At 41.5% G+C, this 22,434-nt stretch carries 17 protein-coding genes and 1 other annotated feature; of the genes, 12 read left to right on the top strand and 5 right to left on the bottom strand.

Translation table 11 applies throughout. The features are described from left to right. Positions 1 to 103 precede the first annotated feature (103 nt). Together DWX57_RS06380 and DWX57_RS06375 are read right to left on the bottom strand one after the other, a co-directional pair. Positions 104 to 1,579 (bottom strand): PH domain-containing protein, encoded by a 1,476-nt coding sequence (locus DWX57_RS06380; protein ID WP_120123264.1) that lies wholly within the window; start codon positions 1,577 to 1,579, stop codon positions 104 to 106. Beyond that, positions 1,576 to 1,995 carry a GntR family transcriptional regulator gene (locus tag DWX57_RS06375; RefSeq protein WP_120123263.1) on the bottom strand — a complete coding sequence of 140 codons (420 nt, stop codon included), beginning with the start codon at positions 1,993 to 1,995 and terminating at the stop codon, positions 1,576 to 1,578. The genes DWX57_RS06380 and DWX57_RS06375 overlap by 4 nt, the downstream gene beginning before the upstream one ends. 247 nt (positions 1,996 to 2,242) lie before the next feature. Between DWX57_RS06375 and DWX57_RS06370 the strand changes: the two genes are divergently transcribed. The 7 genes from DWX57_RS06370 to DWX57_RS06340 all read left to right on the top strand — a co-directional run bounded on the left by DWX57_RS06370 (position 2,243) and on the right by DWX57_RS06340 (position 9,598). Next, entirely contained in the window at positions 2,243 to 2,428 is a 186-nt protein-coding gene (locus DWX57_RS06370) for a hypothetical protein (RefSeq protein ID WP_055146045.1), read from the top strand. A 13-nt stretch (positions 2,429 to 2,441) separates the two neighbouring features. After that, complete coding sequence (locus DWX57_RS06365) at positions 2,442 to 3,089, top strand: alpha/beta hydrolase (RefSeq protein WP_120123262.1); 648 nt, start codon at positions 2,442 to 2,444, stop codon at positions 3,087 to 3,089. Between the two features lie 207 nt (positions 3,090 to 3,296). Beyond that, positions 3,297 to 4,970 (top strand): hypothetical protein, encoded by a 1,674-nt coding sequence (locus tag DWX57_RS06360; RefSeq protein ID WP_120123261.1) that lies wholly within the window; start codon positions 3,297 to 3,299, stop codon positions 4,968 to 4,970. 137 nt (positions 4,971 to 5,107) lie between these two features. Then, on the top strand, positions 5,108 to 5,728 hold the full coding sequence (locus DWX57_RS06355; protein WP_117549860.1) for a flavin reductase: 621 nt from the start codon (positions 5,108 to 5,110) through the stop codon (positions 5,726 to 5,728). Between the two features lie 142 nt (positions 5,729 to 5,870). Beyond that, the gene (locus DWX57_RS06350) at positions 5,871 to 6,764 is read left to right on the top strand and encodes a Fic family protein (protein WP_120123260.1); all 894 of its coding nucleotides are present in this window, start codon (positions 5,871 to 5,873) and stop codon (positions 6,762 to 6,764) included. 16 nt (positions 6,765 to 6,780) lie between these two features. Continuing rightward, on the top strand, positions 6,781 to 7,914 hold the full coding sequence (locus DWX57_RS06345; RefSeq protein WP_120123259.1) for an alpha/beta hydrolase: 1,134 nt from the start codon (positions 6,781 to 6,783) through the stop codon (positions 7,912 to 7,914). Between the two features lie 47 nt (positions 7,915 to 7,961). Next, positions 7,962 to 8,203 (top strand) — a binding site (T-box leader). A gap of 180 nt (positions 8,204 to 8,383) precedes the next feature. After that, the gene (locus tag DWX57_RS06340; RefSeq protein ID WP_055146066.1) at positions 8,384 to 9,598 is read left to right on the top strand and encodes an aminotransferase class I/II-fold pyridoxal phosphate-dependent enzyme; all 1,215 of its coding nucleotides are present in this window, start codon (positions 8,384 to 8,386) and stop codon (positions 9,596 to 9,598) included. Positions 9,599 to 9,700: 102 nt separating this feature from the next. Here DWX57_RS06340 and DWX57_RS06335 read toward each other — a convergent pair whose 3' ends face one another. Genes DWX57_RS06335 through DWX57_RS06325 form a run of 3 tightly spaced genes read right to left on the bottom strand, consistent with a single transcriptional unit; the run spans position 9,701 to position 12,322 of the window. Beyond that, positions 9,701 to 11,002: a sensor histidine kinase gene (locus DWX57_RS06335; RefSeq protein ID WP_120123258.1), complete on the bottom strand. Its 1,302-nt coding sequence runs from the start codon at positions 11,000 to 11,002 to the stop codon at positions 9,701 to 9,703. Between the two features lie 5 nt (positions 11,003 to 11,007). Beyond that, on the bottom strand, positions 11,008 to 11,751 hold the full coding sequence (locus tag DWX57_RS06330) for a LytR/AlgR family response regulator transcription factor (protein WP_120123257.1): 744 nt from the start codon (positions 11,749 to 11,751) through the stop codon (positions 11,008 to 11,010). Beyond that, complete coding sequence (locus DWX57_RS06325) at positions 11,741 to 12,322, bottom strand: accessory gene regulator ArgB-like protein (protein ID WP_117549850.1); 582 nt, start codon at positions 12,320 to 12,322, stop codon at positions 11,741 to 11,743. The genes DWX57_RS06330 and DWX57_RS06325 overlap by 11 nt, the downstream gene beginning before the upstream one ends. A 239-nt stretch (positions 12,323 to 12,561) precedes the next feature. Between DWX57_RS06325 and DWX57_RS14100 the strand changes: the two genes are divergently transcribed. From DWX57_RS14100 to DWX57_RS06305, 5 genes are all read left to right on the top strand, one after another. Continuing rightward, positions 12,562 to 12,711, top strand: coding sequence for a hypothetical protein (locus DWX57_RS14100; RefSeq protein ID WP_158547594.1), 150 nt, complete (start codon positions 12,562 to 12,564; stop codon positions 12,709 to 12,711). Positions 12,712 to 12,734: 23 nt separating this feature from the next. Further along, the gene (locus tag DWX57_RS06320; RefSeq protein WP_120123256.1) at positions 12,735 to 13,178 is read left to right on the top strand and encodes a hypothetical protein; all 444 of its coding nucleotides are present in this window, start codon (positions 12,735 to 12,737) and stop codon (positions 13,176 to 13,178) included. An 83-nt stretch (positions 13,179 to 13,261) separates the two neighbouring features. Then, entirely contained in the window at positions 13,262 to 16,024 is a 2,763-nt protein-coding gene (locus DWX57_RS06315; RefSeq protein ID WP_120123255.1) for an FtsX-like permease family protein, read from the top strand. Between the two features lie 8 nt (positions 16,025 to 16,032). Then, on the top strand, positions 16,033 to 16,701 hold the full coding sequence (locus DWX57_RS06310) for an ABC transporter ATP-binding protein (RefSeq protein WP_055271992.1): 669 nt from the start codon (positions 16,033 to 16,035) through the stop codon (positions 16,699 to 16,701). A gap of 1,078 nt (positions 16,702 to 17,779) precedes the next feature. After that, the gene (locus tag DWX57_RS06305) at positions 17,780 to 22,414 is read left to right on the top strand and encodes a glycosyl hydrolase (protein ID WP_120123254.1); all 4,635 of its coding nucleotides are present in this window, start codon (positions 17,780 to 17,782) and stop codon (positions 22,412 to 22,414) included. Positions 22,415 to 22,434 lie beyond the last annotated feature (20 nt).

Here is a 22,434-nt window from a genome sequence, read left to right as displayed (position 1 = left end):
AGCGTAGACGGAATGGCTATGTGTGAACAGATCAAAAGACCATCATGTATTTAGTGTTAAAATGCATGATGGTCTTATCTATTGTACCTGTTTTGGCGTTATCTCATGAATGTATGGATTCGAAGATAGAATATGTATCATCAGAATCCCTGGTGTTCAGAAATATCACTTCGTCCCTCGTCTTTATCATGATGATGGGATAACTGTCTGCGTATACATACAGCTCACATTTGCCGTAGGTGCTGCTCTTGAAATGGCCGATCAGGTATTCATCGGTGGCACCTCCGTTTGTGCGAACAAAATCATCGTCTGGCAGTTCATCCAGAAGCTGAACCTCCTCGATGTCATCAAAATATATCTCCGATGAGTATATGGCAGCAGACACTGTGAGTTTGTTGGAGTCAAGATGAGTGTCGATATGCACGTTTATAAATGGCACAAGCACGCCTATCGTCCAGACAATGCAGGCGGTGATAAGGATATATGTAAGTCCTGTAAAAATCTTTGCGCTCCTGGTGGCATAGTTAAATGTATAATTTCCACTCTGCAATCTGTTCTGAACCAGCACATGCGGGTCGGAAGGATTGTAGTAATATCCGGTTTTCCAGTATTCGTCGTCATCCACGTAGAGAGGCTTGGTGTCGGCGGCCAAGAGTTCACGTTTTCTGCTTTGTGCCATGAGGAGAGGTGCAAACAATCCGATGGCAGCAAGAGTCTGGACAAATATATAGACATAGAGTGCGGAGCTGCACAGCGAGACATTTACAAGCGCACCCTTGAAATTAAGGATATCAGAAAGCGAAATTTGCCGGGACTTACTGGCTGATGATATGCAATGAATCAGGGTGTCAATAGTGATATATACCCATGCGACAGCATTTGTTGCCGAAAGAATCAGCATTGCTAGTCCCTTGTATATCTTCATGGTTCTGTTGACGGTCTGGTTGAGCTGGGTATCCGAGCTGTACACAGTTCGCTCGTGCCGGTTTACATATATGTGGAATATCATGGATGTAAGTGACATCAGGACGGAGCAGAGCCCCATTATTATCATTGTGGTTGATATGACCGCACTTTTCCCTATCACAAATGGCACTAGGCAAATGAGCTCTACAAGGATTATTATTCCATGATAATTGAAACTGATCTCACTTTTGCCGATCTGGGTTGACACATTTGTATCAATGTAACGTTTTCTTCTTTGATCAGGGACCACCCAATCATTTTTCATCTTTAGGGCATACATTTTCCTGTGCGCGGAGTTGTTTGCATATGTTATAAGGAAACAGAATGCGATCATCCAGACAGTGTATGCCAGTACGAATATAATGATCTCCCAGAACACGACAAAGCACAGGGCTGTTCCAAGGATGAGATTTATCCAGATAATCCGGTTCATCTTACGTTTGGCAGCAGCAACAATATTCAGGACGGTTTCGTCTTCACTGTGTTCCTTTGGAATGTGGACACCCAGGAGCATTCCCTCGGTATACGAATAATTACTTGTATATACGAACTTCATTATGAGCAGTATGAAGAAGTTCATAAACAGGAATATGATAAATAATGCTATGCTCATATGTTGCTCCTTTCTGTTATTTTAGTGGATATTTGGATTGGAGAAGACTTCATTTTGGAATATACTTTATCGCACAACTTGAGAAAATCTTCCCGGTTCATCCCGGTTATGCTTGCCTCGGCAGACAGAAGTTCCAACTCTGACTCCAGCTTGTCACGGAACTCGGCGTCCATATTGATATTTTCTGATACAAATGCTCCAAGCCTTCTGTCAGTTCTGATATATCCCTCGTTTTTTAGTATCTGGTATGTCTTATTCACAGTCATTGTGTTCACGCCGGCATCCGCCGCAAGCTGTCTTACAGTGGGAAGCTTTTCACCTGACTGTATCTCGCCTTTGCCGATTCCCTTTACTATCTGATTGCGCAGCTGTACGTATATGGGTGTGTCACTGCTCATGTCAAGCTCTATGATCATGTGGTGTCCCTCCTTTTTTGTATTATCTGTATTATAATATATAATACAGATTCCGCAATAAGTCAACTATGAAAAACCGCCGTATAAATAAAAATCATCCGTGAGTAAGTTGATTACCCACAGATGATCATTATATAATTCATTATATCCAAAAGTTCTTCCGGTGACAATTCATTTGAGCGTATTGACGCAGGACGAAAGATTTGAACAGGCGCAGGCTAACGGAAATAAAGGAGGTTTAAAAAATATGTGTGAAGTACTTGATAGGGCGGAAGCCAGAGGAGAAGAAAGAGGAATATCTATAGGCGAGGCGCGAGGAGAATTAAAGGGTGCAGTGAGGGCATATTTGGATGTGAAGGTTCCTATAGAAGAGATAGCGAAGAAACTGAACATATCAGTGGAGGAAGTCCAGAAGATAGCCGACACATTATAGGAGATGAACATATATGCAGTTACACACACTTATATCTTCGGAAAATGGTCCGATCATCCTCTGGGTCATGTACCCACACAGGGGAGATGAACTGGAGCACACAGCGGATTCTATCAGAGAACTGGTGGGAGAAGAACATTTTACACTTGTTGCGATACAGATAGATGACTGGAACAGGGATCTCTCACCGTGGAGATCGGATGAGGTCGATGGATCATTTGCCGGAGAGGCGGGACGGATACTGGATTATATAGAACAGCAGGTCGTACCGCAGTTGGATATTCAAAGCCGGGCGAACAGACCTCTTTATATCATGGGATATTCGCTTGCCGGGCTTTTTGCACTTTGGGCAATGTATCAGACTGATATATTTGACGGGTGTGCCACATGTTCAGGTTCAATGTGGTATCCGGGATTTGTGGAATATGTAAACAGCCAGCCAACACTTGCGAATAAACGTATATACATCAGCCTCGGCGGTAAGGAATCGAGAACGTCAGACAGACTTATGGCAACTGTGGCGGATCGGACAAAGGAGATTTGCGACCTGCTGAAGAAGGACAATGATGTTATATATGAGATAAATCCAGGTGGACATTTTGCCGATTCCGGGAAGAGGCTGGCGAAGGCTGTGAAGTGGATAGAGAAGGCAAAAGGATAACAAAAAGCACAGGAGAGCACATATATACAATCGTTCACTGGCAGAACGATACGAGGCATAACATATACCGGATAGATATATATTTTTATCGGAATAGATGATAATATATGGGGCAGACATATGGAGTAGATAGATTAATGGCAGACACGATCCGGTAAGTATATGCAGCGAAAAATCAGATCGTGGTAAGCCGGAAAGAAGGGCAACATGGGTAAACAGACAAAGAAAAAGAAAAGCACAGGAGCGGCAAAGGAGATATTTGCAAAGCCCCCAGGAAGGCTCGGCAAATGGAATGTGATAGCATTTGTCGTGCTGGTCATAGGAGAGCTTATATACTATTATGCGGCAACACCGGCGATCAACATACAGAGTACAAGTTTCTGGGTGTGGATGGTCATTTCAGTTGCGCTTGTTGGCTTTTGTACGCTTGATTTCACGGTGGAGAGTAATGATACCAGAAGTGTCGCAACGAAAGCAACGAAACCGGCAGCATGGATAGTAGTAATAATGATAGCGGTCGGACTCATTATGGTGGCGGCGTCATCCAAACTGTTTTGTGCATCAAAGTATGCAAGTCTCATCAATATAGAGGATGGGGACTTCCAGACGGATATCCCGGAGAGCAGGCAGATAAATGACATTGCACTGATGGATACAAGCACAGCGAGGATCATAGGTGAGAGAGCCGTCGGTTCACTCTCGGATGTGGTCAGCCAGTACGAGGTCAGCGGCAATTACAGCACTATAGATTATAATGGCGCGCCGATGAAAGTCGCAGCACTCAATTATGCGGGATTCATCAAATATATGAACAACAGGAAGAACGGAATCCCGGGTTATGTTCTTGTGGATCCTGTAAAGAATGAGGCACACTATATACAGACTGAAAAGCCTATAGTGTATTCACCTTCAGCGTATTTCAACAAGAACCTGTACAGACATGTCCAGATGGCTTATCCGACATATATATTTGAAGGTTTCTATCTGGAGCTCAGTGACGATGGCAATCCATATTACATCTGTCCGGTTCTTGAGTCGCATGCAGGACTCTTCGGTGCAAAGGATGTAAAGGGCGTGGTTATATGCGATCCGTGTACGGGCGATACAGAGTACCATGAAGTCAGTGATGTTCCACACTGGGTGGACCGTGTATATGATGGCGACCTGGTGTGCCAGAAATACGACTGGTACGGCGAGCTCTCAGGCGGCTACTGGAACAGCGTATTTGGCAATAAGGGCTGCAAGAGGACTACGGATGATTATGGTTACAAGGTTATGGACGGCGATGTGTGGGTATATACAGGTGTCACATCGGTAAATGGTGACGAGTCCAACATAGGATTTGCCCTGATGAATCTCCGGACAGGAGAGAGCAAATATTATAAGGTGGCAGGTGCAGAGGAATACTCAGCCATGTCATCGGCAGAGGGACAGGTACAGCATCTTGGTTATAAGGCATCCTTCCCATCACTCATCAATATCAGCGGAATACCAACCTACATCATGGTCTTAAAGGACAACGGTGGCCTGGTAAAGATGTATGCGCTTGTCGATGTGGAGAAGTACAATATTGTAGCTACAGGCACTACCCAGAAGGACGCACTTGCGGCATACAACAAGCTGCTGGCAGAGAACGGACTTAAGAGCACGCAGAGCATGACGGACGATATACCAAACAGACAGATCACGGTAGCTGATATCAAATATATCAACATGGATGAGACGACATATGTGTATATCACGGATGAAAATGGCAATGTATACAAGCAGGATTTCTCAGAGAACGAGGAACTGATATTTATACAGAGCGGGGATAAAATAAAAGTATTTTATCAGGAATCAGCCAACGGAATAAATGACATAATATCTGTTGAGAGATAGATTTATTCACTAAATAAAGGCTCTCCCTGTGATAAACAGGGGGAGCTTTTTGCATGATAATGTGGTATTATAGAAATATCTTATTGAGAATAAATCTATATAACTGATTAATTATGATTGACAAGGAGGTTATTATCATGGATAAAAAGGCGATCTACAGTTTATCATACGGGATTTTCATGTTGTCCACAAAGCTGGGCGACAAGGCAAATGGCTGCATCATCAACACCTGTATACAGGTGGCGAACAATCCAACGCGGGTTGCGATATCGGTTCTCAACACGAATTACACATGTGATCTGCTCAAGGAGAGTGGTGTGTTTGCCCTCAGTGTACTTGACGAGCAGTGTACATTTGACTCGATAAAGCACTTCGGTTTCCAGTCGGGAAGAGATGTGGACAAGTTCGAGAGCATAAAGATGCCGGAGGATATCAATGGAATTCCATACATGGGTTGGTATGCATGTGCAGTAATCAGCGGCAAGGTTGTTGAGAGTCACGATCTCGGAACACATACGTTGTTCATCGCGGAGGTGGTTGATGCAAAGATGCTGTCAGACAAGGCTCCTCTCACATATGCTGATTATCAGGCACATGTAAAGCCAAAGGCAGACAAGCCTCCTAAGACAGATAAGAAGATAGTGGGATGGCGCTGCAAGATATGTAACTATGTATATGAGGGAAGTGAGCTCCCTGCAGATTACGTATGTCCCCTGTGTGGACACGGAGCAGACGACTTTGAACCTATATATGAGTAATGTAAGATATGCCGTTATCGGCAAGAAATGACCGATTTCAAATTTTGAAAAAGTTGATTTCTTGCCGGTAACGGCATATACTATCTATATACAAAACACTGTGCAGATGATAAAAGCCCATTGCGTAAAAGGAGGGATTTTCATGGGTTATATTTCAGTTGCAGAGACTGCAAAAAAATGGAATGTGTCAGAACGAACCGTTAGAAATTACTGCGCTCATGATAAGATTCCTGGGGCTTTTCTGACGGGAAAGACGTGGAATATACCGGATTCTGCGCAGAAACCAATGCGTCAATCTGCGGGAGAAGAGAACCGGGATCTGCTGACTGTGCTGAGAGAAGAGAAAAAAAATGGAATTAAAGGTGGCATTTATCATAAGATACAGGTGGATCTCACTTACAATTCCAATCATATAGAGGGCAGCAGGCTCAGTCTTGATCAGACACGGTATATATATGAGACAAATACTATAGGCGTGAGTGATCAGGCGATAAATGTTGACGATATAGTCGAGACGACCAATCATTTCAGGTGTATAGATCTGGTGATCGATGATGCAAAGAACTTATTAAGTGAGAAAATGATAAAGGAGCTGCATTTGATTCTCAAGAATGGAACTCAGGACTCACGAAAAGAATGGTTTGCGGTGGGAGATTACAAGAAAGTTCCGAATGAGGTGGGCGGTCATGATACGGCTTTGCCGGAAGAAGTTCCAGAGAAAATGAAAAATCTCCTTGCAAGATACCGCAAGCTCAATGAAAAGACACTAGATGATATTCTGGATTTTCACCATGAATTTGAAAGTATTCATCCGTTTCAAGATGGCAATGGCAGGGTTGGCAGGCTGATATTGTTCAAGGAGTGTCTGAAATATGATATAGTTCCATTTATCATAGATGAAGATCTCAAATGGTATTACTATAGAGGACTTTCAGAATGGAATAGAGAAAGAGGATATCTGCGGGATACCTGCCTTACTGCGCAGGATAAGTTTAAAAAGTACCTGGACTATTTCAGGATACAGCACAGAGATTAAAATAATGGAGGAAATTATGGACAGAGAAAGAATGATGAAGAACGTAGCAGAGATATTCAGCCGAGGTGCGGTGGACAAGAATCTTCCGGCATGGGTAAATATGCGTCACGCCTGGAAAGCAAGTGATGCGGCGAGAGACAGAGGGCTTGAATATCCGGCAAATGTTGTACAGATAAAGAATCTGGATTACAAAAAGGAGCTTGATGAGGTCCGTTTCAATGAGCTGATTGAAATATGGAACAAAGGTGTAGAGAGGAACATTATATTCTTTGCCGATTCCGGGGATGCCGCAGACGTGGATTCTGCAAGCTATACATCCAACAGCTACATGGATCTCTGCGTTCCAATATCGTATATGACAGATGAAAACAGAAAATATCCGGTGATAGTGAGCGTGCATGGCGGAGGCTGGTTCTATGGTGACAAGGAACTGTACAGCCACTATAGCTGCCTTCTTGCGGAGCACGGGTATGTGGTGGTGAACTTCAACTATAGATTGTCACCGCAGAACAAATATCCTGCTGCTATAGAGGATGTGGCGTATCTCATTCGGTATATCCATGAGAATGCGCAGACACTTGGAATAGACATGGACAATCTCTACATGGTCGGTGATTCGGCGGGGGCACAGCTCACGGCAAATTATTGCATCATAGCATCAAACAGCGATTACAGGGCAAAGCTTGATTTCTTCACATATGACCTACTGCCTAAGAAGGTATGCCTTAACTGTGGTGCATACAAGATGGCAGAAAGAAATGACAATATATCCGCATGGTATCTGAGAAATGATGTGGATGATGACCAGAATAGTGACGGAAAAACAAGTTCACACGACAAAGCTGAAAAATGTGAAAGTAAGAAAATAAGCCAGGCATATGCTGTGGCTGAGGAACAATACAAGCTGTTTATGGATCAGCTTGATTATGTAAATGCTGAGTTTCCGGAGGCGTATCTCATGTACAGTGTAAATGATGATCTGGCATCACATACAAAAGCGTTGGATGAGGTGCTGAACAAAGTTGGAGTTGCACATATCACAAAAGCGTATGGACAGAACAATCCTGACAGCGGCCATGTATTCCATATGAATATGTACAATCCAGAGGGAATACTCTGTAACGAGGATGAGTGTGCATTTATGAAATAAAAAAACTGTTTGACAACACGACATCAGAATGCTATCCTAAAAATCAGATAAAGGCAAAGACAGGAAGGAGTACTTAAGTCACTGTCACTTCAGAGAGTAGGCGTTTGGTGCGAGCCTATAGGACACCTTAAGGAAGCAGTCCCCGAGCTGTGACCGCGAAAGTTTTCCGGGTAGTGGTCAACGGAAGGTTCCACGTTATAGGAACAACGATAGTGATGGCTGTCGGCTGAGAGCAGGAATAAGTTCCTGAATTTAGGTGGTAACACGGACAAGAAAGTTCGCCCTAAGCATATTATAAGTATGCTTAGGGCTTTTATTTTGCGTTTTCAGGGTGACAAGCGGCTGCGATGCGTGAGCTTGCTCGCGGGCATCGGCAGATGCGGAGTAATCTCGAAGAAAACGCAAGTTAAAACCAACGATCAGCAAACACAGACAACAAGGGATCAAGAGATATAAAGGAGTGTGTATCATGAGAAAATTCGAAAAATCATCAAAGCTTGACAATGTGTGTTACGACATAAGAGGTCCTGTTATGGACGAGGCAAACAGAATGGTGGCTGAAGGGGTAAATGTCCTTAAACTGAACATAGGAAATCCTGCACCGCACGGACTTATGGCACCTGATGAAGTTGTAAGGGATATGGCATATAACCTCAGAGATACCGAGGGATATTCGGATTCAAAGGGACTTTTCTCTGCAAGAAAGGCGATCATGCAGTATTGCCAGCTGAAGAATATTCCAAATGTGGGAATCGATGACATATATACAGGAAATGGAGTCAGCGAACTTATCACCATGTCCATGCAGGGACTGCTTGATTCGGGAGATGAGATACTTGTCCCGATGCCTGACTATCCATTGTGGACGGCGTCTGTCAACCTGGCAGGAGGAACAGCGGTTCATTATCTTTGTGATGAGCAGTCCAACTGGTATCCGGATATAGAAGATATCAAGAAAAAGATAACATCAAGAACAAAAGGAATCGTAGTCATCAACCCTAACAACCCTACAGGAGCTCTCTATCCAAAGGAGGTTCTTGAGCAGATAGTTCAGGTTGCAAGGGAGAATGAGCTTATCCTTTTTGCTGATGAGATATATGACAGACTTGTCATGGATGATAAAGAGCATGTGGCTCTGGCTTCACTGGCACCTGACCTTTTCACCATAAGCTTTAACGGACTGAGCAAGTCTCACCGAGTTGCAGGTTACAGAGTTGGCTGGATGTGTCTGTGTGGAAACAAGAGCAATGTGAAGGGATACATAGAGGGACTTAACCTCCTGTCATCCATGAGACTTTGCTCGAATGTTCCTGCTCAGAGTATAGTTCAGACCTGTCTTGGAGGCTACCAGAGTGCAGATGAGCTGCTTTTGCCTGGAGGAAGGATCTATGATCAGAGAGAGTATATTTATAAAGCACTCTGTGATATACCGGGAATAAGTGTGGTTAAGCCGGAGGCAGCGTTCTACATATTCCCGAAACTTGACAAGGAGAAGTTCAACATCACAAATGATGAACAGTTCGCTCTTGATCTTTTGAGGGATAAGCACATCCTCGTCACATGTGGAACGGGATTTAACTGGAAGGATCCGGATCACTTCAGAATAGTATATCTTCCGAATATGGAGATACTCAAGGCAGCAACAGCAAAGCTGGCTGATTTCCTGAGCTATTACCACCAGTAAAAGAAATTATATAACAAGGCTGTATCTGAGAAGCTGCCAGTGGCATGTATTTTAGAAATATGAATACATATGTGCTATTGCAATACAGATACAGTCTTGTTTTTATATTATTTGGTTGAGTGGAATGATGCAAGTTACAGCATATAAGCAGTTTTGCGGGTCTATTATGCAGAAACCATTATATTTTTCTACAGAATTTTTTACATTTTTCAGACCATATCCATGGATAAAGTCAAAATCATTGTCTGAAGAATGTTTTTTCGAAGCATTATAAGAATTTTCAACATAAATGGTGAATGTATTTCTTATAGTTTGTAGCTTGACTGTAATTACCGCATTTTCAACATCATTACATGCGGTTATGGCATTGTCGAAAAGATTACCTAAAACTATAGTCAGGTCATAATCTGTAAGAGGTATCTGAGTAGTACTCAGTTTTATACTTGTATCAAGAGTTATATGGTATTTGTCAGCCACTTCTTTCAGGTTACTCACAAATGAATCTATTACCAGGTTGCCTGTGTTTATAGAACAGTATCTGGATTTGAGATCGTTTAAAGTATCATTAGTATAAGGAATGACTGCGTCATAATTTTTATTTTTTATACAATTTTGTATATATATAAAGTGTTTATTTGTATCATGCATAAAACTGCGGAGACTTTTATAAGCCTCTCCAAGTTGAACGTATTTGTTTTGTTGGAATTCAATCTGTCTTGATAATTGTTCTGTTTGCGCTTGTAATTCTTCCTTTTTAGATATTTCATTGATCAGGAAGAAATTAACAATATTTATAGTAAGCAGTAAATTTATAAGATTGCTATAAGCTCGAGGATTTGTCTTGTTAAAGGCAAATATATCAGGGGTTATTAAAATTATGAGAGATATGACAGGAATTACCACAATAGCTGAAATATCAATAATTGACAGTGATATATGAATCTTTCTAAATATAATTGTAACAAGCAGAACAAATATGAGACAATAAAAATCAGAAAGAGAAAAAACAGAATTGAAAACGGCAACAGGGATTGTGTCGTTTTCAATATTTGTTGCAAGAAAGCGATTTATAGTTGAATATGACATATTTTCGCATAGCATAGTAATTGTCACAAAGGAAATAGATGTAAATAATCTTGATGTGATTGTGGCAGTAAATAAAAGTGAAAGAATGGTAGTTAATAAAAAGGAAAGAGAAACTCTCATAACAGTTGTTTTCATGGATACATCTCCGGAAAGTGGGAGAACAATAATATTTTGTAGCATTTCAACTCCCCAGATTATAAAAATACCAAAAATAAAGTTATAATTAAATCGTCTTTTGTCGTTGAATATAACATAAAAAAATATATACATATCTGCACTGTATAAAAGCGTTGGCATAATATCAAAAATAATGTCCATTGTATTTACCCTTTCATATCTGAGATGATTTGCTTTGCAAAAAAAGTTCTGAATTTTTTTAGGTTTCTTCTAGAAATATTCATTACGTCTCCATTATCAAGACCTAACAACTTATCGTTAAAGTGGGTTATATGCTTTGTATTTACCAGAGTGCTTTGATTGGTTAAAATAAATCCATGTTCAGCAAGAGAGGTTGCCAATGATGATAACGCTCCACGACCAATTATTTGAGAATCGCGTAGTGTATAAATAAGATGGAGTTTTTGGCTCTTGCTTGTACGAATGTAGATTACATCATTCACATTTACAAGAAGTTTTTCATTATATGTATCTACTACTATGCGTATATTGTTCTTGCTTTGCATATATGTTAAAAGGTCAGACATAATATTTTGAAAAATATTGTAGGAAACAGGTTTTATAAGATATTGAAAAGGATGAACCTGAAAGCTATCATGCATATAGCTTGGATATGAAGTCACAAATACAATGTATACATCATCTGAATATTTTTTCCTTATATGTTTGGAAATCTCTAAACCATCCATATTTGGCATATCAATGTCAAGAAATACAATGTTGTATTTGTTTGTTTCAAATGAAGACAAAAATTTAGAACTGTCTGTAAAAGTGTGAATTTCACAGTCGATATCAAATTGTATTTGATATGAAATCAAGTATTTTTTTATTGAATAAATTGATGATACTTCATCGTCACAAATTGCTATATTAATATTTTTAAGAGACATTTTTTATATTCCTTATATATCCTGCAAGTAAACTTAATGTACATATTAACACACACAATGTAATAGTTTGTGTATGCTGATTGGATTTATTGTACCATAATATAAGTTGGATTCCACATATTAATATTACGGTAATCCTGGCTTTCTTTTGTAGACTGATTTTGTCTGAGATGTTAAATCTTTTATTTTCTGTATCAACAGGTGAAACTATCATAATTATGGCAATGCAGACAAAAAATATGATTGCTTGAATAGTTTCTGAATGTTCAAATGATAATTGTGGAAATAATACCACAATTATCATGATTCCATATGACAAGATGGTGCACCGCAAAGGTGTTGATGCGTGATAGCCACCTGCAAAATAGCGCAATGGCATAGTTATTATTATGAATAGAACAGATGTAATTAATCTATGAAAAATAATCCCTGTGGCAAGTGTTATAAGGTCAAAAATAATTTCTTCAAATACACATGAGAAAAGGTAGGAATATATATTTCTTTCTTTATCTGTAATTATTTTTTCTTTGATAAGGTAATTAGAAATCTTCAAACATATATAATTAATCATAAAATACTCTCCCTAATATTGATATCAAATGAGTAAAGTTAATGATAGCACGAGTGACGTATGTAGCAATAGGAATGGAGTAAACGGTCAAAATTAAGGAGTATGTGGTAATAAATTACCGTTCACTCCTTAATTTTGACCAATTAGTCCATTTTGAAAAAATAGTCGAAAAATGCATTTATAATAACCTTATAAACATAGTTGTCGATTGTATAGCAGTAGAAAGGAGGATATGTATTGTGAGAAAATTACTTGTCAAGGCAGGAAGATTATTATGTGCATGCTCAGTGGTAATATCCCCACTTGTTGTGGAAGGATGCAAGACTAGATATTATCAGCCGAAGGAGCCGGATGGCTTAGAAGAGTTTGCTAAAAAAAGTAGACAATAATTTGAATTTAGGAGGATATGCATATGAGGATGTTTAAGAGAATGATTGTATGCGTGATGACAGCGGTAATGACGATATCATGTATGCCTGGGGTGAGTGCACTTGCGGGGGAGAGCGAGACCACAATGGCAGAAGAGCTAGCTGTAGAAAATAATAGTGTTGCAAGAGCGGTTGCATCATATTATTATGACTATGATTGCACTAGTTATACTAAAGTAGGACATGTAACAACGGCAGGTACAACTATGACACTGATATATAATGCTTCAACGAAAGGAAAAGTGAAAATAACAGTAAAGGATTCCAGTGGAAATATAGCAAAGATTATATATCCGCCTGCTGAAGGGAGCACAGGTACTTCACTTTCAACAACTTTTGGAGTAAGCAAAGGAAAAACATATTATTTTTATACTGAACCGACTGGCGCAAATTATAGGACTGCAGGATCGTTCAGGGTAAGATGCTGATATTATAAAGAATGTGCTAAAAATATAGAAATATAGCTCCGTCATAATTTGACGGGGCTAATTGTGTATAGCGGGGGGGACATATGAAAACAAACTTATTTCTGATAACAAAATACTGGAGATATCATAAAAAGCAGTTTGCGAGCATGCTTACCTCGATAGTGATATTAACGGCTTTCCTGTTGATTGCACTTTTGATGGAGAGAACAGAATGTAGACGGCAGTATGATGACAAGCTGCGGGGAAGTAGTAAGACATTTTACCTGTATAGCAATCTTGGCAGTGATGCATATGAGGAGATGTCACAAGACAAAAGGGTCAGCATGATCGGGCGTACGGCTATATGTGGAAAGCTGGGAAATGACAAAACACAGTATACATATGGTACATATATTGACGATACGGCAGAGGAGCTTGAGTATGTAAAGCTTTCGTCGGGAAGATTCCCTGAAAAAACCGGGGAGGCAGCAGTGTACGATTATGTGTTGGAGGATATGTTTTTTACTGTTGATCCTGACTCGTATGTTGGAAAGGAAGTAACATTTGACAGTTACGATTTGGATGATACATATCTGTTGAGAACAGGTAGACATGTGGGACAGATTACGTTTACTATCACAGGTGTATTGTGTACAGACAGCAGAAGAGATCTTAAGGAGAACAGAGTAGACTGGGGATCTGACCTTTCGGAAGTACAGATGCCAACTATATATCTGTGGCGGGATGACTGTGATTTGGATGAGAATACATTCGTATATACTGCTGTCTCACTGTATGGTGATGACGAGATAACAGAGCAGTCGGAGAGCGCTATGGAAGAGTTTGCGCAGGATTATTATGACAAAACTGGAATATGGCCAAGATCCGGCCGCAGCAGATCGGCTGCAGAAGATATCTGCAACATTACCCTTGGAAACGAGAAGCTTAACAGCGAAAGTTATCTGTCGGACTCTGTCCAGGGAATACTATATTTCAGTGTTATTGCTGTGATCTTGTCGGCTATATCCCTGTTTGGCGTGATGATAACTGTTATGAGCGAGAGGCAGAAATCCCTGGATATCGTGAGAGATATAGGAGCCAGCCGGATGAAAGTGGCTTGGATACATATATTGGAATGGGGAATCCTGCTGGTTTCAGGAGTGATATGCGGTGGAGTCGTTGGAATCACTGTATATGAGGTCATACTCGAGATTCAAAGTCGTTTGCTGAGGCTGCCTAAATTGCGCGGTTATACAGTGGAGTGGTGTGTACAGCAGATTACAGAAAATCCATTTGTAATCTCTGTTGTGTGTGCAACAGGTACATTTACTCTTGGATATTTACTTTTTTATATATACCTTCATATAAAATCAAGAAGACTTATAAGAAGAGATCGTGTGAGATCATTCGGGAGAATCAAATCGGTGGTTTCCGGTATTCCATTTGCAAATATAATGCAGATGTTGTCTGTTGCCCTGATCCTGTTTGCGGCGGTGATGTGCTACGCATTCTGCTCTATGGACGGCAAGGGAAAAGGATATTTTCACAATGATGATCTGGACAGAGACACATATTATACATATGGACAATTGGATATGGAAACCAGTGATGTAGATATATGCCTTTATGATCAGGGGTCGGGGATTACTGGTGGAGTATTGCTTACAGATACAGGACTTACTGAGGATGGGCGCAAGAGCATTGCGGATATGAACGAAGTAAAGTCAATAGAGAGTTTCTCCACAAACGATGGCTTTGATATATTTTATGATAGAAATGACGAGGATATTCCGGATGGATTGTGGCAGGCGGAGGTCCAGTTTCCGGAAGATACAGAAGAATTCTATCATGCAGACGATAGATTTTATTTCAACGTTCCAGCGATATGGCTGGATGATAACGGAATGAGAAAGCTGGATAAATATGTAAAAGAGGGGTCAATAGGTACCCATGAAAATGGTGTGGCGTGTGTTGAATATGAATATGACGGAATGACCGCGGAGTCGCCATATAAGATAGGCGATGTAATGCATACAATGACAGTGAACGGAAAAGGCGAATACAAGGAGACTGTTGAAATCGTGGATGCGATAATCGTGATTCCGGAGACCACAAAGGAGAGCGATCCGATATTGTACGCAGGTCTTGACAGAGCTTCACAGTATGGATATGCAATAGTAGCCTCACAGGACACAGCAGTCAGTATTGGGATGTTTAAGACATGTTATGACGTTACATATATATCTCTAAGCAACAGGGGAGATATTGATAGAGTTGTATCCAGGTTTGCTGACATATTGGACTCTTCAATGGAACTCAGGATACGAACGATAGATGAGTGTGATAAGGAGTATCGTGAGGCATATATATCACAGTATGCGAGCACAATATGTCTGTTCTTTATTCTTCTTATCATGGCGGCATGGGGATATTGGGAACTTGTCACCATGCGTTACCAGAATGGCAGGCGGAACGTGGCGATCATGCGGGCTCTTGGAATGGAGAAGCACTCATGGAACATGACGTTTATATGGTATAACATAAGAAATGCCCTGGTATCATGTGCTGTCGGAGCCGGTATGGTGTATGGCATGAGATGGCTTTTGCGCTACAAGTACGAACAGGCGCTAAACATGTTCAACTGGCCGGAGACAGATTTATGGAACGTCGATGCAGATGTTATAAAAGAGGTAACGAGACTCCAGCATGTATTTCTATTCGACAGCGAGATATTTGTTGTCCCTGTGGGAAGAGCGTTGGTACTGATAGGAACATTCCTTGTTGTGATTTCGACGATTATTACGGTGCTGGTCATTCATAAGAAGAAATCGGAAGAGATAATTGATGATCTGGCTGAAAAAGAGTAAGGGGGACGATGCATATGATTCAGATAAAGGATTTAAATAAGACGTATGGTGAAGGAACAAATGCTGTTCATGCACTTCGCAACTGTAACGTGGAATTTGAGTATGGAAAATTTACGGCGATTATAGGAACATCAGGCAGTGGAAAGTCAACATTGCTGCATCTGATGGGCGGACTGGATACAAAGGCAGAAGGAGAGATATTCTATGATGATGAAGATATACTCAGATATTCAGATGCACAGCTTGCAAAATTCCGCAGAAAAAATATAGGTTTCGTATTCCAGTTCTTCAATCTGGTGCCAGAGCTGACAGCAAAGGAAAATATATTCCTGCCAATGATGATAGATAAGGTTAAGGTAGATGAGGAGTACTTTGATAAGCTTACTGAAAAACTTGGAATTTCAGAGAGACTGACACATTATCCGTCACAGTTGTCCGGTGGACAGCAGCAGAGGGTTGCGATAGCCAGAGCGCTCATACACAAACCAAAAGTGTTGCTCTGCGATGAACCTACCGGAAATCTGGACTCTCAATCAGGAAAAGAAGTCCTGAGACTGCTTAGAGAACTGCAGAGTGAAGATGGACAGACTATAATTATGGTTACTCACGATGGAAATATAGCAGATCAGGCCGATCGTATCGTAAGGATAGAAGATGGACAGATAAAATGTGTATAATATTCACACAATTATATACATAAAAGACAAGTTGATGGTAAAACGCAACAACAATGACAATAAAATTAATAAATTGTCAAAAAATATGTTGACGATTTGCCTTGCATCATGTATAATAAAGGTACATTAAAGAACGGCCATTTGAAAAAGATACAGATGGCACACCATAGATTGTCACCCGTGACACGTAACATGTACGAAGTTATCTCAGAGATTTATAGAATCGTGAAAAAGACTTTACACATGGTGCGCAGGAAACAGAGATCCGTGGTACAAGTTCACGAAAGGAGGAGGTTCCGTTGGAGACAATTGAAGAACATTTTTATCATGATGGTAACTCAGAACTGGGAAGTTGTTTCCACACGAGATGCCTTTAAGATAAATCTTGAATCAGTCCACATGCAGATGCTGTATATAGCATGATTGAAGTGCCAGGACGCAGGTATTTGATACCAGATTTGATCCATCGTGATTGTTCAAAACACAAGATATGAGTGGTGTTTCAAGGGCATCAGGTCATATCACATACCGCAAGACCAGTGCTTATAAGAGGTTGGTACATATACAAGTTCATGCAGTGCATGTTATGAGTAGATGCAATTCGTACCCTGATAGTTGATATTCCGGTAAGTTTAATCTCTAGGCACAACGAATTTTTTCATAGATATTTATAATATAGTGGAAGAATCAATGGCATGTGTGGAAACATTCAGATATTTTGATTAGATACTTCAATATTTAAAAAATGAATAAACTAATATAAAGCCAGTTGGTATTATGCCAGCTGGCTTTTTTATGTATTAATTACAACGTGTGTTAAACCACTGATTACCCGCTCTGCGAGCAGTAACAATCCGTGCGGTAACAAGAAACTAATATTAATTGCAAATAACTTAAATTATTGACTAATATGACGTGCAAAAGCAATAAAAAACAACTTAAATATTCGGTAATTAATGACATGTTCAACAATTAAAAAATGAGTTAATATAAGTATATGTATAAATATTAATCACGAATTAGGCTGTTCGTGGTGAGTAAAGTGGAGGAATATCACAAAAAAGAAAGGGTAAGGAATATGGTGAGATTTAGAACAAGACTTGTTGCTGTGACATGTGCAGTTGCAATGGTTGGCTCATTCTGGGGAAGTGCAGGGGCAATAGTCTCAGCTGATGCATCAGAGCCGTCTGCGGAAATGGCGTGGAGCATCACTACAGACAAACTGGTATTTGACACTGGCGCAGATGCCAAGTGGACAGATAAAATTTATGCCAGCAATGATGAAGGTACATACCCAGAGTTAGGCAGGATCGATGATGTGTCTGTGGGTAAAAAGGCTGTGCTCACGGCAAATGTAACACTTAATGGAGATTTTTCAGGATTGGATGGTGCGGAGGCTGCTGACGGAACGTATAATGTGATCCAGCTTTCCTGTGCAATCAAGACTGGCGATGGATGGACATACACCAAGTCTGATGATTATCCATTCCTTAAAGCGGAAAATTTTACAGATGGCAAGACACAGGTATCATTTGCATTTGATGTGGAGGATACAGGAGCTGTGAACGAGATAATATTCCAGTACAATTCAAACTCTGCATATACTGGAACAATATCAATATCTGATGTAGAGATTCAGAGTGATGATTCAGGAGAGGAGCCTGATGGTGGAGAAGAGCCAGGTGGCGGATCATCAGCAACAGGAAATGTGACAGGTGTGGCAGCACCTTCGATCACAGACAATACAGTATGGAGCAGTTCAGATGCAGTTCTCACATTTGACGCTGTTTCAGATAAGACATGGAAAGATAAAGCGTATGCCAGCAATGACAGCGCTACATATGCCGACATGGCGAGAATAGAGGGGGCAACTGTAGGTGAAAAGGCGAAACTCACAGCGACAGTTTCTCTCGACGGCGATATATCAGGCCTTGATGGTGCCGAGGCATCAGATGGATCGTACAATGCGATCCAGCTTGCATGTGCCATCAAGACAGGCGATAGCTGGACATATGTCAAGTCAGATGACTATCCATTTTTAAAGAGTGAGAACCTTACAGATGGCAAGTGCAGCGTAGAGTTCAACTTTAACGGAGTGGATGCAGGCGATGTTCAGGAGATCGTATTCCAGTACAATGCAAACTCAGCATTTACAGGAAAGGTTCTCATCGGCGGCGTTGCAGTTGACAAGGTAGAGAGTGGCAAGAAGCCGACAACATCAGAGACTGAGGTTGGAAATTTTGCAGATGCAAGCCTTGTGTTTGACACAGCGAGCGATGCAAAGTGGACAGACAAGGCATTTGCCAGCAATGATACAGGAAGCTATACAGATATTCCTACAGTAGACAATGTCAAAGTTGGAGCAAAGGCAAAGCTCACAGCTACAGTTACACTTGATGCAGATGCAACGGGACTTGATGGTGCCGAGGCGTCAGACGGGTCATATAACGCGATACAGCTTGCATGTGCCATGAAGACAGGCGACAGCTGGGATTACGTCAAGTCAGGCGACTATCCGTTCATCAAGGCTGAGAACTTTGTCGATGGCAAGTGCGATATATCATTTGCATTTGATGTATCAGAGGTGGGAAATGTGCAGGAGATCGTATTCCAGTACAATTCCAACTCAGCATATGCTGGCAAGATCACAATAAGCAACGTTAAGGTACTTGATGTTAAGGAGAGCAGCGGCGGACTTGAGCAGAGAGATCCTGCTGTGATCTCAGATCTCTCATCGGCTGAGGATTATGACAAGTGGAGCACAGAGGCCGGATATGCATACAAGCACGGCGATGCAGCCAACAAGGCAGGTACTGCCACACCTGACATATCATATGACAGTGCAAATGAGAGACTTAAGGTTTCTGTTGACTACTCAGCAGATTCAACTTCCTCCTGGAGTGAGGCAAAGGTTAAGTGTGTTCCTACAAAGGCTATGGATGTGAGCCAGTACAACCAGCTCAGTGTGGATATCATCTACCCGGCAAAGCTCAAGGGAAGCAAGATCAAGTTTTTTGCAAATGGAATAATAAATAAAGATACAACCATTGACGATGATGCAGAGGATATCGGCGATGGATTAAAGAAGGCTACAGTTACTATGGGATTTACTCCGACAGATAAACCACTCACAGATGTGACAATAGGAATCATAGGAAGCAGCACAAGCTTCAAGGGCAATGTATATCTTGATAATCTTGTTCTGTCACAGGCAGATACAACAAAGAATTTTGTTGAGATAACAGAGACTCCTGGTGCTGGTTCACCAGCGGATCTTTCACAGATGCCATCATCAGTTAGAGTGAGTGATGCGAATGCTGCAGACAGTGCAAAGGCACTTGCGGCATACCTGAATACGCTCATGAACAGCGATCAGGTTCTGTTCGGACATCAGAATGATGTGAGCAGAAGCGTAAATCCACAGGCGTCACTCGGTGATGTATATGATGTGACTGGACAGGTCAGCGGTGTGTTCGGAATCGACTCACTGGCAGTTACAGGCTCGGAGGCAGGCGGTTCAGACGTGGCTTCGGCACTGGCAAACTCAGTGGCATACAGCAAGACTGCAGCGGCAAATGGTGCGATCGTGTCATTGTCAATGCATATGCCAAACTTCTCCAGCTCCAAGATAGTGAAGAACTCGGATGGAACATACAGTTTCTACGGATGTGATTTCTCAGAGTCCAAGGATCTGTCAAATGACATAGTAAAGCAGATTCTCCCAGGTGGAGAGTACAATGAGGTATTTACAGCTTACCTCGATGTGATCGCAGACTACGCATCACAGCTTCAGGCTGCAGGAATACCTATCATGATCAGACCATTCCACGAGAATACAGGAAGCTGGTTCTGGTGGGGATCAATGAACACAGCTGAGACATACAAGTCTCTCTACAGATATACCAAGGATTACATGGAGCAGAGCGGTGTACACAACCTTCTCTGGGTATACTCGCCAAACGGACCTATCACATCAGAGGCAGCTTACATGTCATACTATCCAGGCGATGAGTATGTAGATATCCTTGCATTTGACTACTACAACGATTACAATTCGTACCCTGCAGCTGCAGACAATTCTTTCTTTGACAGTCTTGATACAACATGTAATATCGTGTCATCAATAGCTGCAAAGAGGGGCAAGATACCAGCCATCGCTGAGTGCGGTGTCAGAGTCATGAAGAAGGATGGTTCAGACAACGAGGGACTTCTCGTAAAGGGCAATCCGGTTGGAACAGAGGCTTCAGGAAAGAACTGGTATCAGGAAGTCAACGACATTGCGAAGAAGAACAACATGCCATACTACCTCGTATGGGCCAACTTCGGAGATACCAACTTCTACGTTCCATATAAGTATGACGACACACATGGACAGGAGCTTATAAATGACTTCATAAAGTACTACAACGACGACTCATCAATATTTGGTGGCGATACAGGATTCTACAGTAACATGGGAACCCTTGCAGGAGTATCTGCAAATACATACACTAACCAGATGGGTTATATGGTATATCCATTTGACAGAGATACCATCCTCAAGGCGACAACACTCAAGGCTGGTGTTAAGAATGCATCAAAGGTTCAGTTCATTATCAACAATCCTGATACAGGTGTTAAGCTTACACTCAACGCTGAGGCTGGAGCCGAGATTGCCGCTGCAGGATCAGAGCCAACACTTTACACGGCTGATCTTACAGAGAAGAATCTCAGCAAGCTTGGAAAGACAGATACAGCAACCATCACACTCTTGGCAGATGGCGAGCAGCTCGCACAGCTGTCACACATAAGCCTTGGAAAGGCCAAGGATAAGGCTCCTGCAAATGTCATCGAGGACTTCGAGTACTATTCAGGAAGCGACGGACTTCTGGATTCCACATACACATCTAACTCAGCCGCAGGATGCAGCTCAAGCTTTGTTCTTGACAAGACTCATAAGAACGGTGGCACATACGGCGGTGCGTTCAAGTATAAGCTTGAGACAAATGGATCAGAGGTGTGGACAGGAAGGATCAAGTCAGAGCTTACAAACAATGATTTCTCAAAGTATAATGCGCTTGAGATGTGGGTACAGCCGGACGGTATGGGACAGAAACTTGTGATCCAGATCACAGATGGAAGCGGCGAGGAATTTGAGGTATACCTCACAGATTTCGTAAAGGGAACAAAGGCACAGTATGTTACTATTCCATTCAGCTCATTCAAGGGTAAGAAGGGTGGTACACTCGATGCATCGGATATAGTCAAATTTGCTGTATGGTGCAACTCGATCGTGCCGGAGGATCACACTGGCAAGTGGACAGTTGACTCAACTATCTACTTTGATGGAATCCAGGCAGTGAAGCTCACAGATGATATGCTCAAGAAGAATCCAGTGGACAAGAATGGACTTATCATAACAGATAAGTCACTGGTTAAGAAGGATGAGGCAGATCCGGGTAAGGCCAATCCAACAACAGAGGCTCCAACCACAGAGAATCCAACCACAGAGGATCAGACTACCGAGGCTCCAACAACTGAGAAGCCTGGCAATGACGACAAGACAACTGAGGCTACCACAGCAGCAACAACGGATGGAAGCACAGGTGGAAATGGACAGAACGTGGTAAATACAGGAGATAAGTCACCTGTAGACGTAATGTTTGCGATAATGATAGCATCACTTATCATGGCTGGTGCAGGCTATATCGTTATCAAAAAGGATAAGAAGTAATACTCATTTTAGCCATACAA

Origin of the sequence: Coprococcus sp. AF19-8AC (assembly GCF_003603115.1) — a bacterium.
Classification (GTDB): Bacteria; Bacillota; Clostridia; order Lachnospirales; family Lachnospiraceae; genus Coprococcus; species Coprococcus aceti.
The sequence above is the reverse complement of the archived record's forward strand: the minus strand, read 5'-3'. Positions and strand labels throughout refer to the sequence as shown.

Excerpts from the sequence above, each read along its gene's own strand:
- DWX57_RS06380 (WP_120123264.1), bottom strand. The coding sequence starts at position 1,579 with ATGAGCATAGCATTATTTATCATATTCCTGTTTATGAACTTCTTCATA.
- DWX57_RS06375 (WP_120123263.1), bottom strand. The coding sequence starts at position 1,995 with ATGATCATAGAGCTTGACATGAGCAGTGACACACCCATATACGTACAG.
- DWX57_RS06370 (WP_055146045.1), top strand. The coding sequence starts at position 2,243 with ATGTGTGAAGTACTTGATAGGGCGGAAGCCAGAGGAGAAGAAAGAGGA.
- DWX57_RS06365 (WP_120123262.1), top strand. The coding sequence starts at position 2,442 with ATGCAGTTACACACACTTATATCTTCGGAAAATGGTCCGATCATCCTC.
- DWX57_RS06360 (WP_120123261.1), top strand. The coding sequence starts at position 3,297 with ATGGGTAAACAGACAAAGAAAAAGAAAAGCACAGGAGCGGCAAAGGAG.
- DWX57_RS06355 (WP_117549860.1), top strand. The coding sequence starts at position 5,108 with ATGGATAAAAAGGCGATCTACAGTTTATCATACGGGATTTTCATGTTG.
- DWX57_RS06350 (WP_120123260.1), top strand. The coding sequence starts at position 5,871 with ATGGGTTATATTTCAGTTGCAGAGACTGCAAAAAAATGGAATGTGTCA.
- DWX57_RS06345 (WP_120123259.1), top strand. The coding sequence starts at position 6,781 with ATGGACAGAGAAAGAATGATGAAGAACGTAGCAGAGATATTCAGCCGA.
- DWX57_RS06340 (WP_055146066.1), top strand. The coding sequence starts at position 8,384 with ATGAGAAAATTCGAAAAATCATCAAAGCTTGACAATGTGTGTTACGAC.
- DWX57_RS06335 (WP_120123258.1), bottom strand. The coding sequence starts at position 11,002 with ATGGACATTATTTTTGATATTATGCCAACGCTTTTATACAGTGCAGAT.
- DWX57_RS06330 (WP_120123257.1), bottom strand. The coding sequence starts at position 11,751 with ATGTCTCTTAAAAATATTAATATAGCAATTTGTGACGATGAAGTATCA.
- DWX57_RS06325 (WP_117549850.1), bottom strand. The coding sequence starts at position 12,322 with ATGATTAATTATATATGTTTGAAGATTTCTAATTACCTTATCAAAGAA.
- DWX57_RS06320 (WP_120123256.1), top strand. The coding sequence starts at position 12,735 with ATGAGGATGTTTAAGAGAATGATTGTATGCGTGATGACAGCGGTAATG.
- DWX57_RS06315 (WP_120123255.1), top strand. The coding sequence starts at position 13,262 with ATGAAAACAAACTTATTTCTGATAACAAAATACTGGAGATATCATAAA.
- DWX57_RS06310 (WP_055271992.1), top strand. The coding sequence starts at position 16,033 with ATGCATATGATTCAGATAAAGGATTTAAATAAGACGTATGGTGAAGGA.
- DWX57_RS06305 (WP_120123254.1), top strand. The coding sequence starts at position 17,780 with ATGGTGAGATTTAGAACAAGACTTGTTGCTGTGACATGTGCAGTTGCA.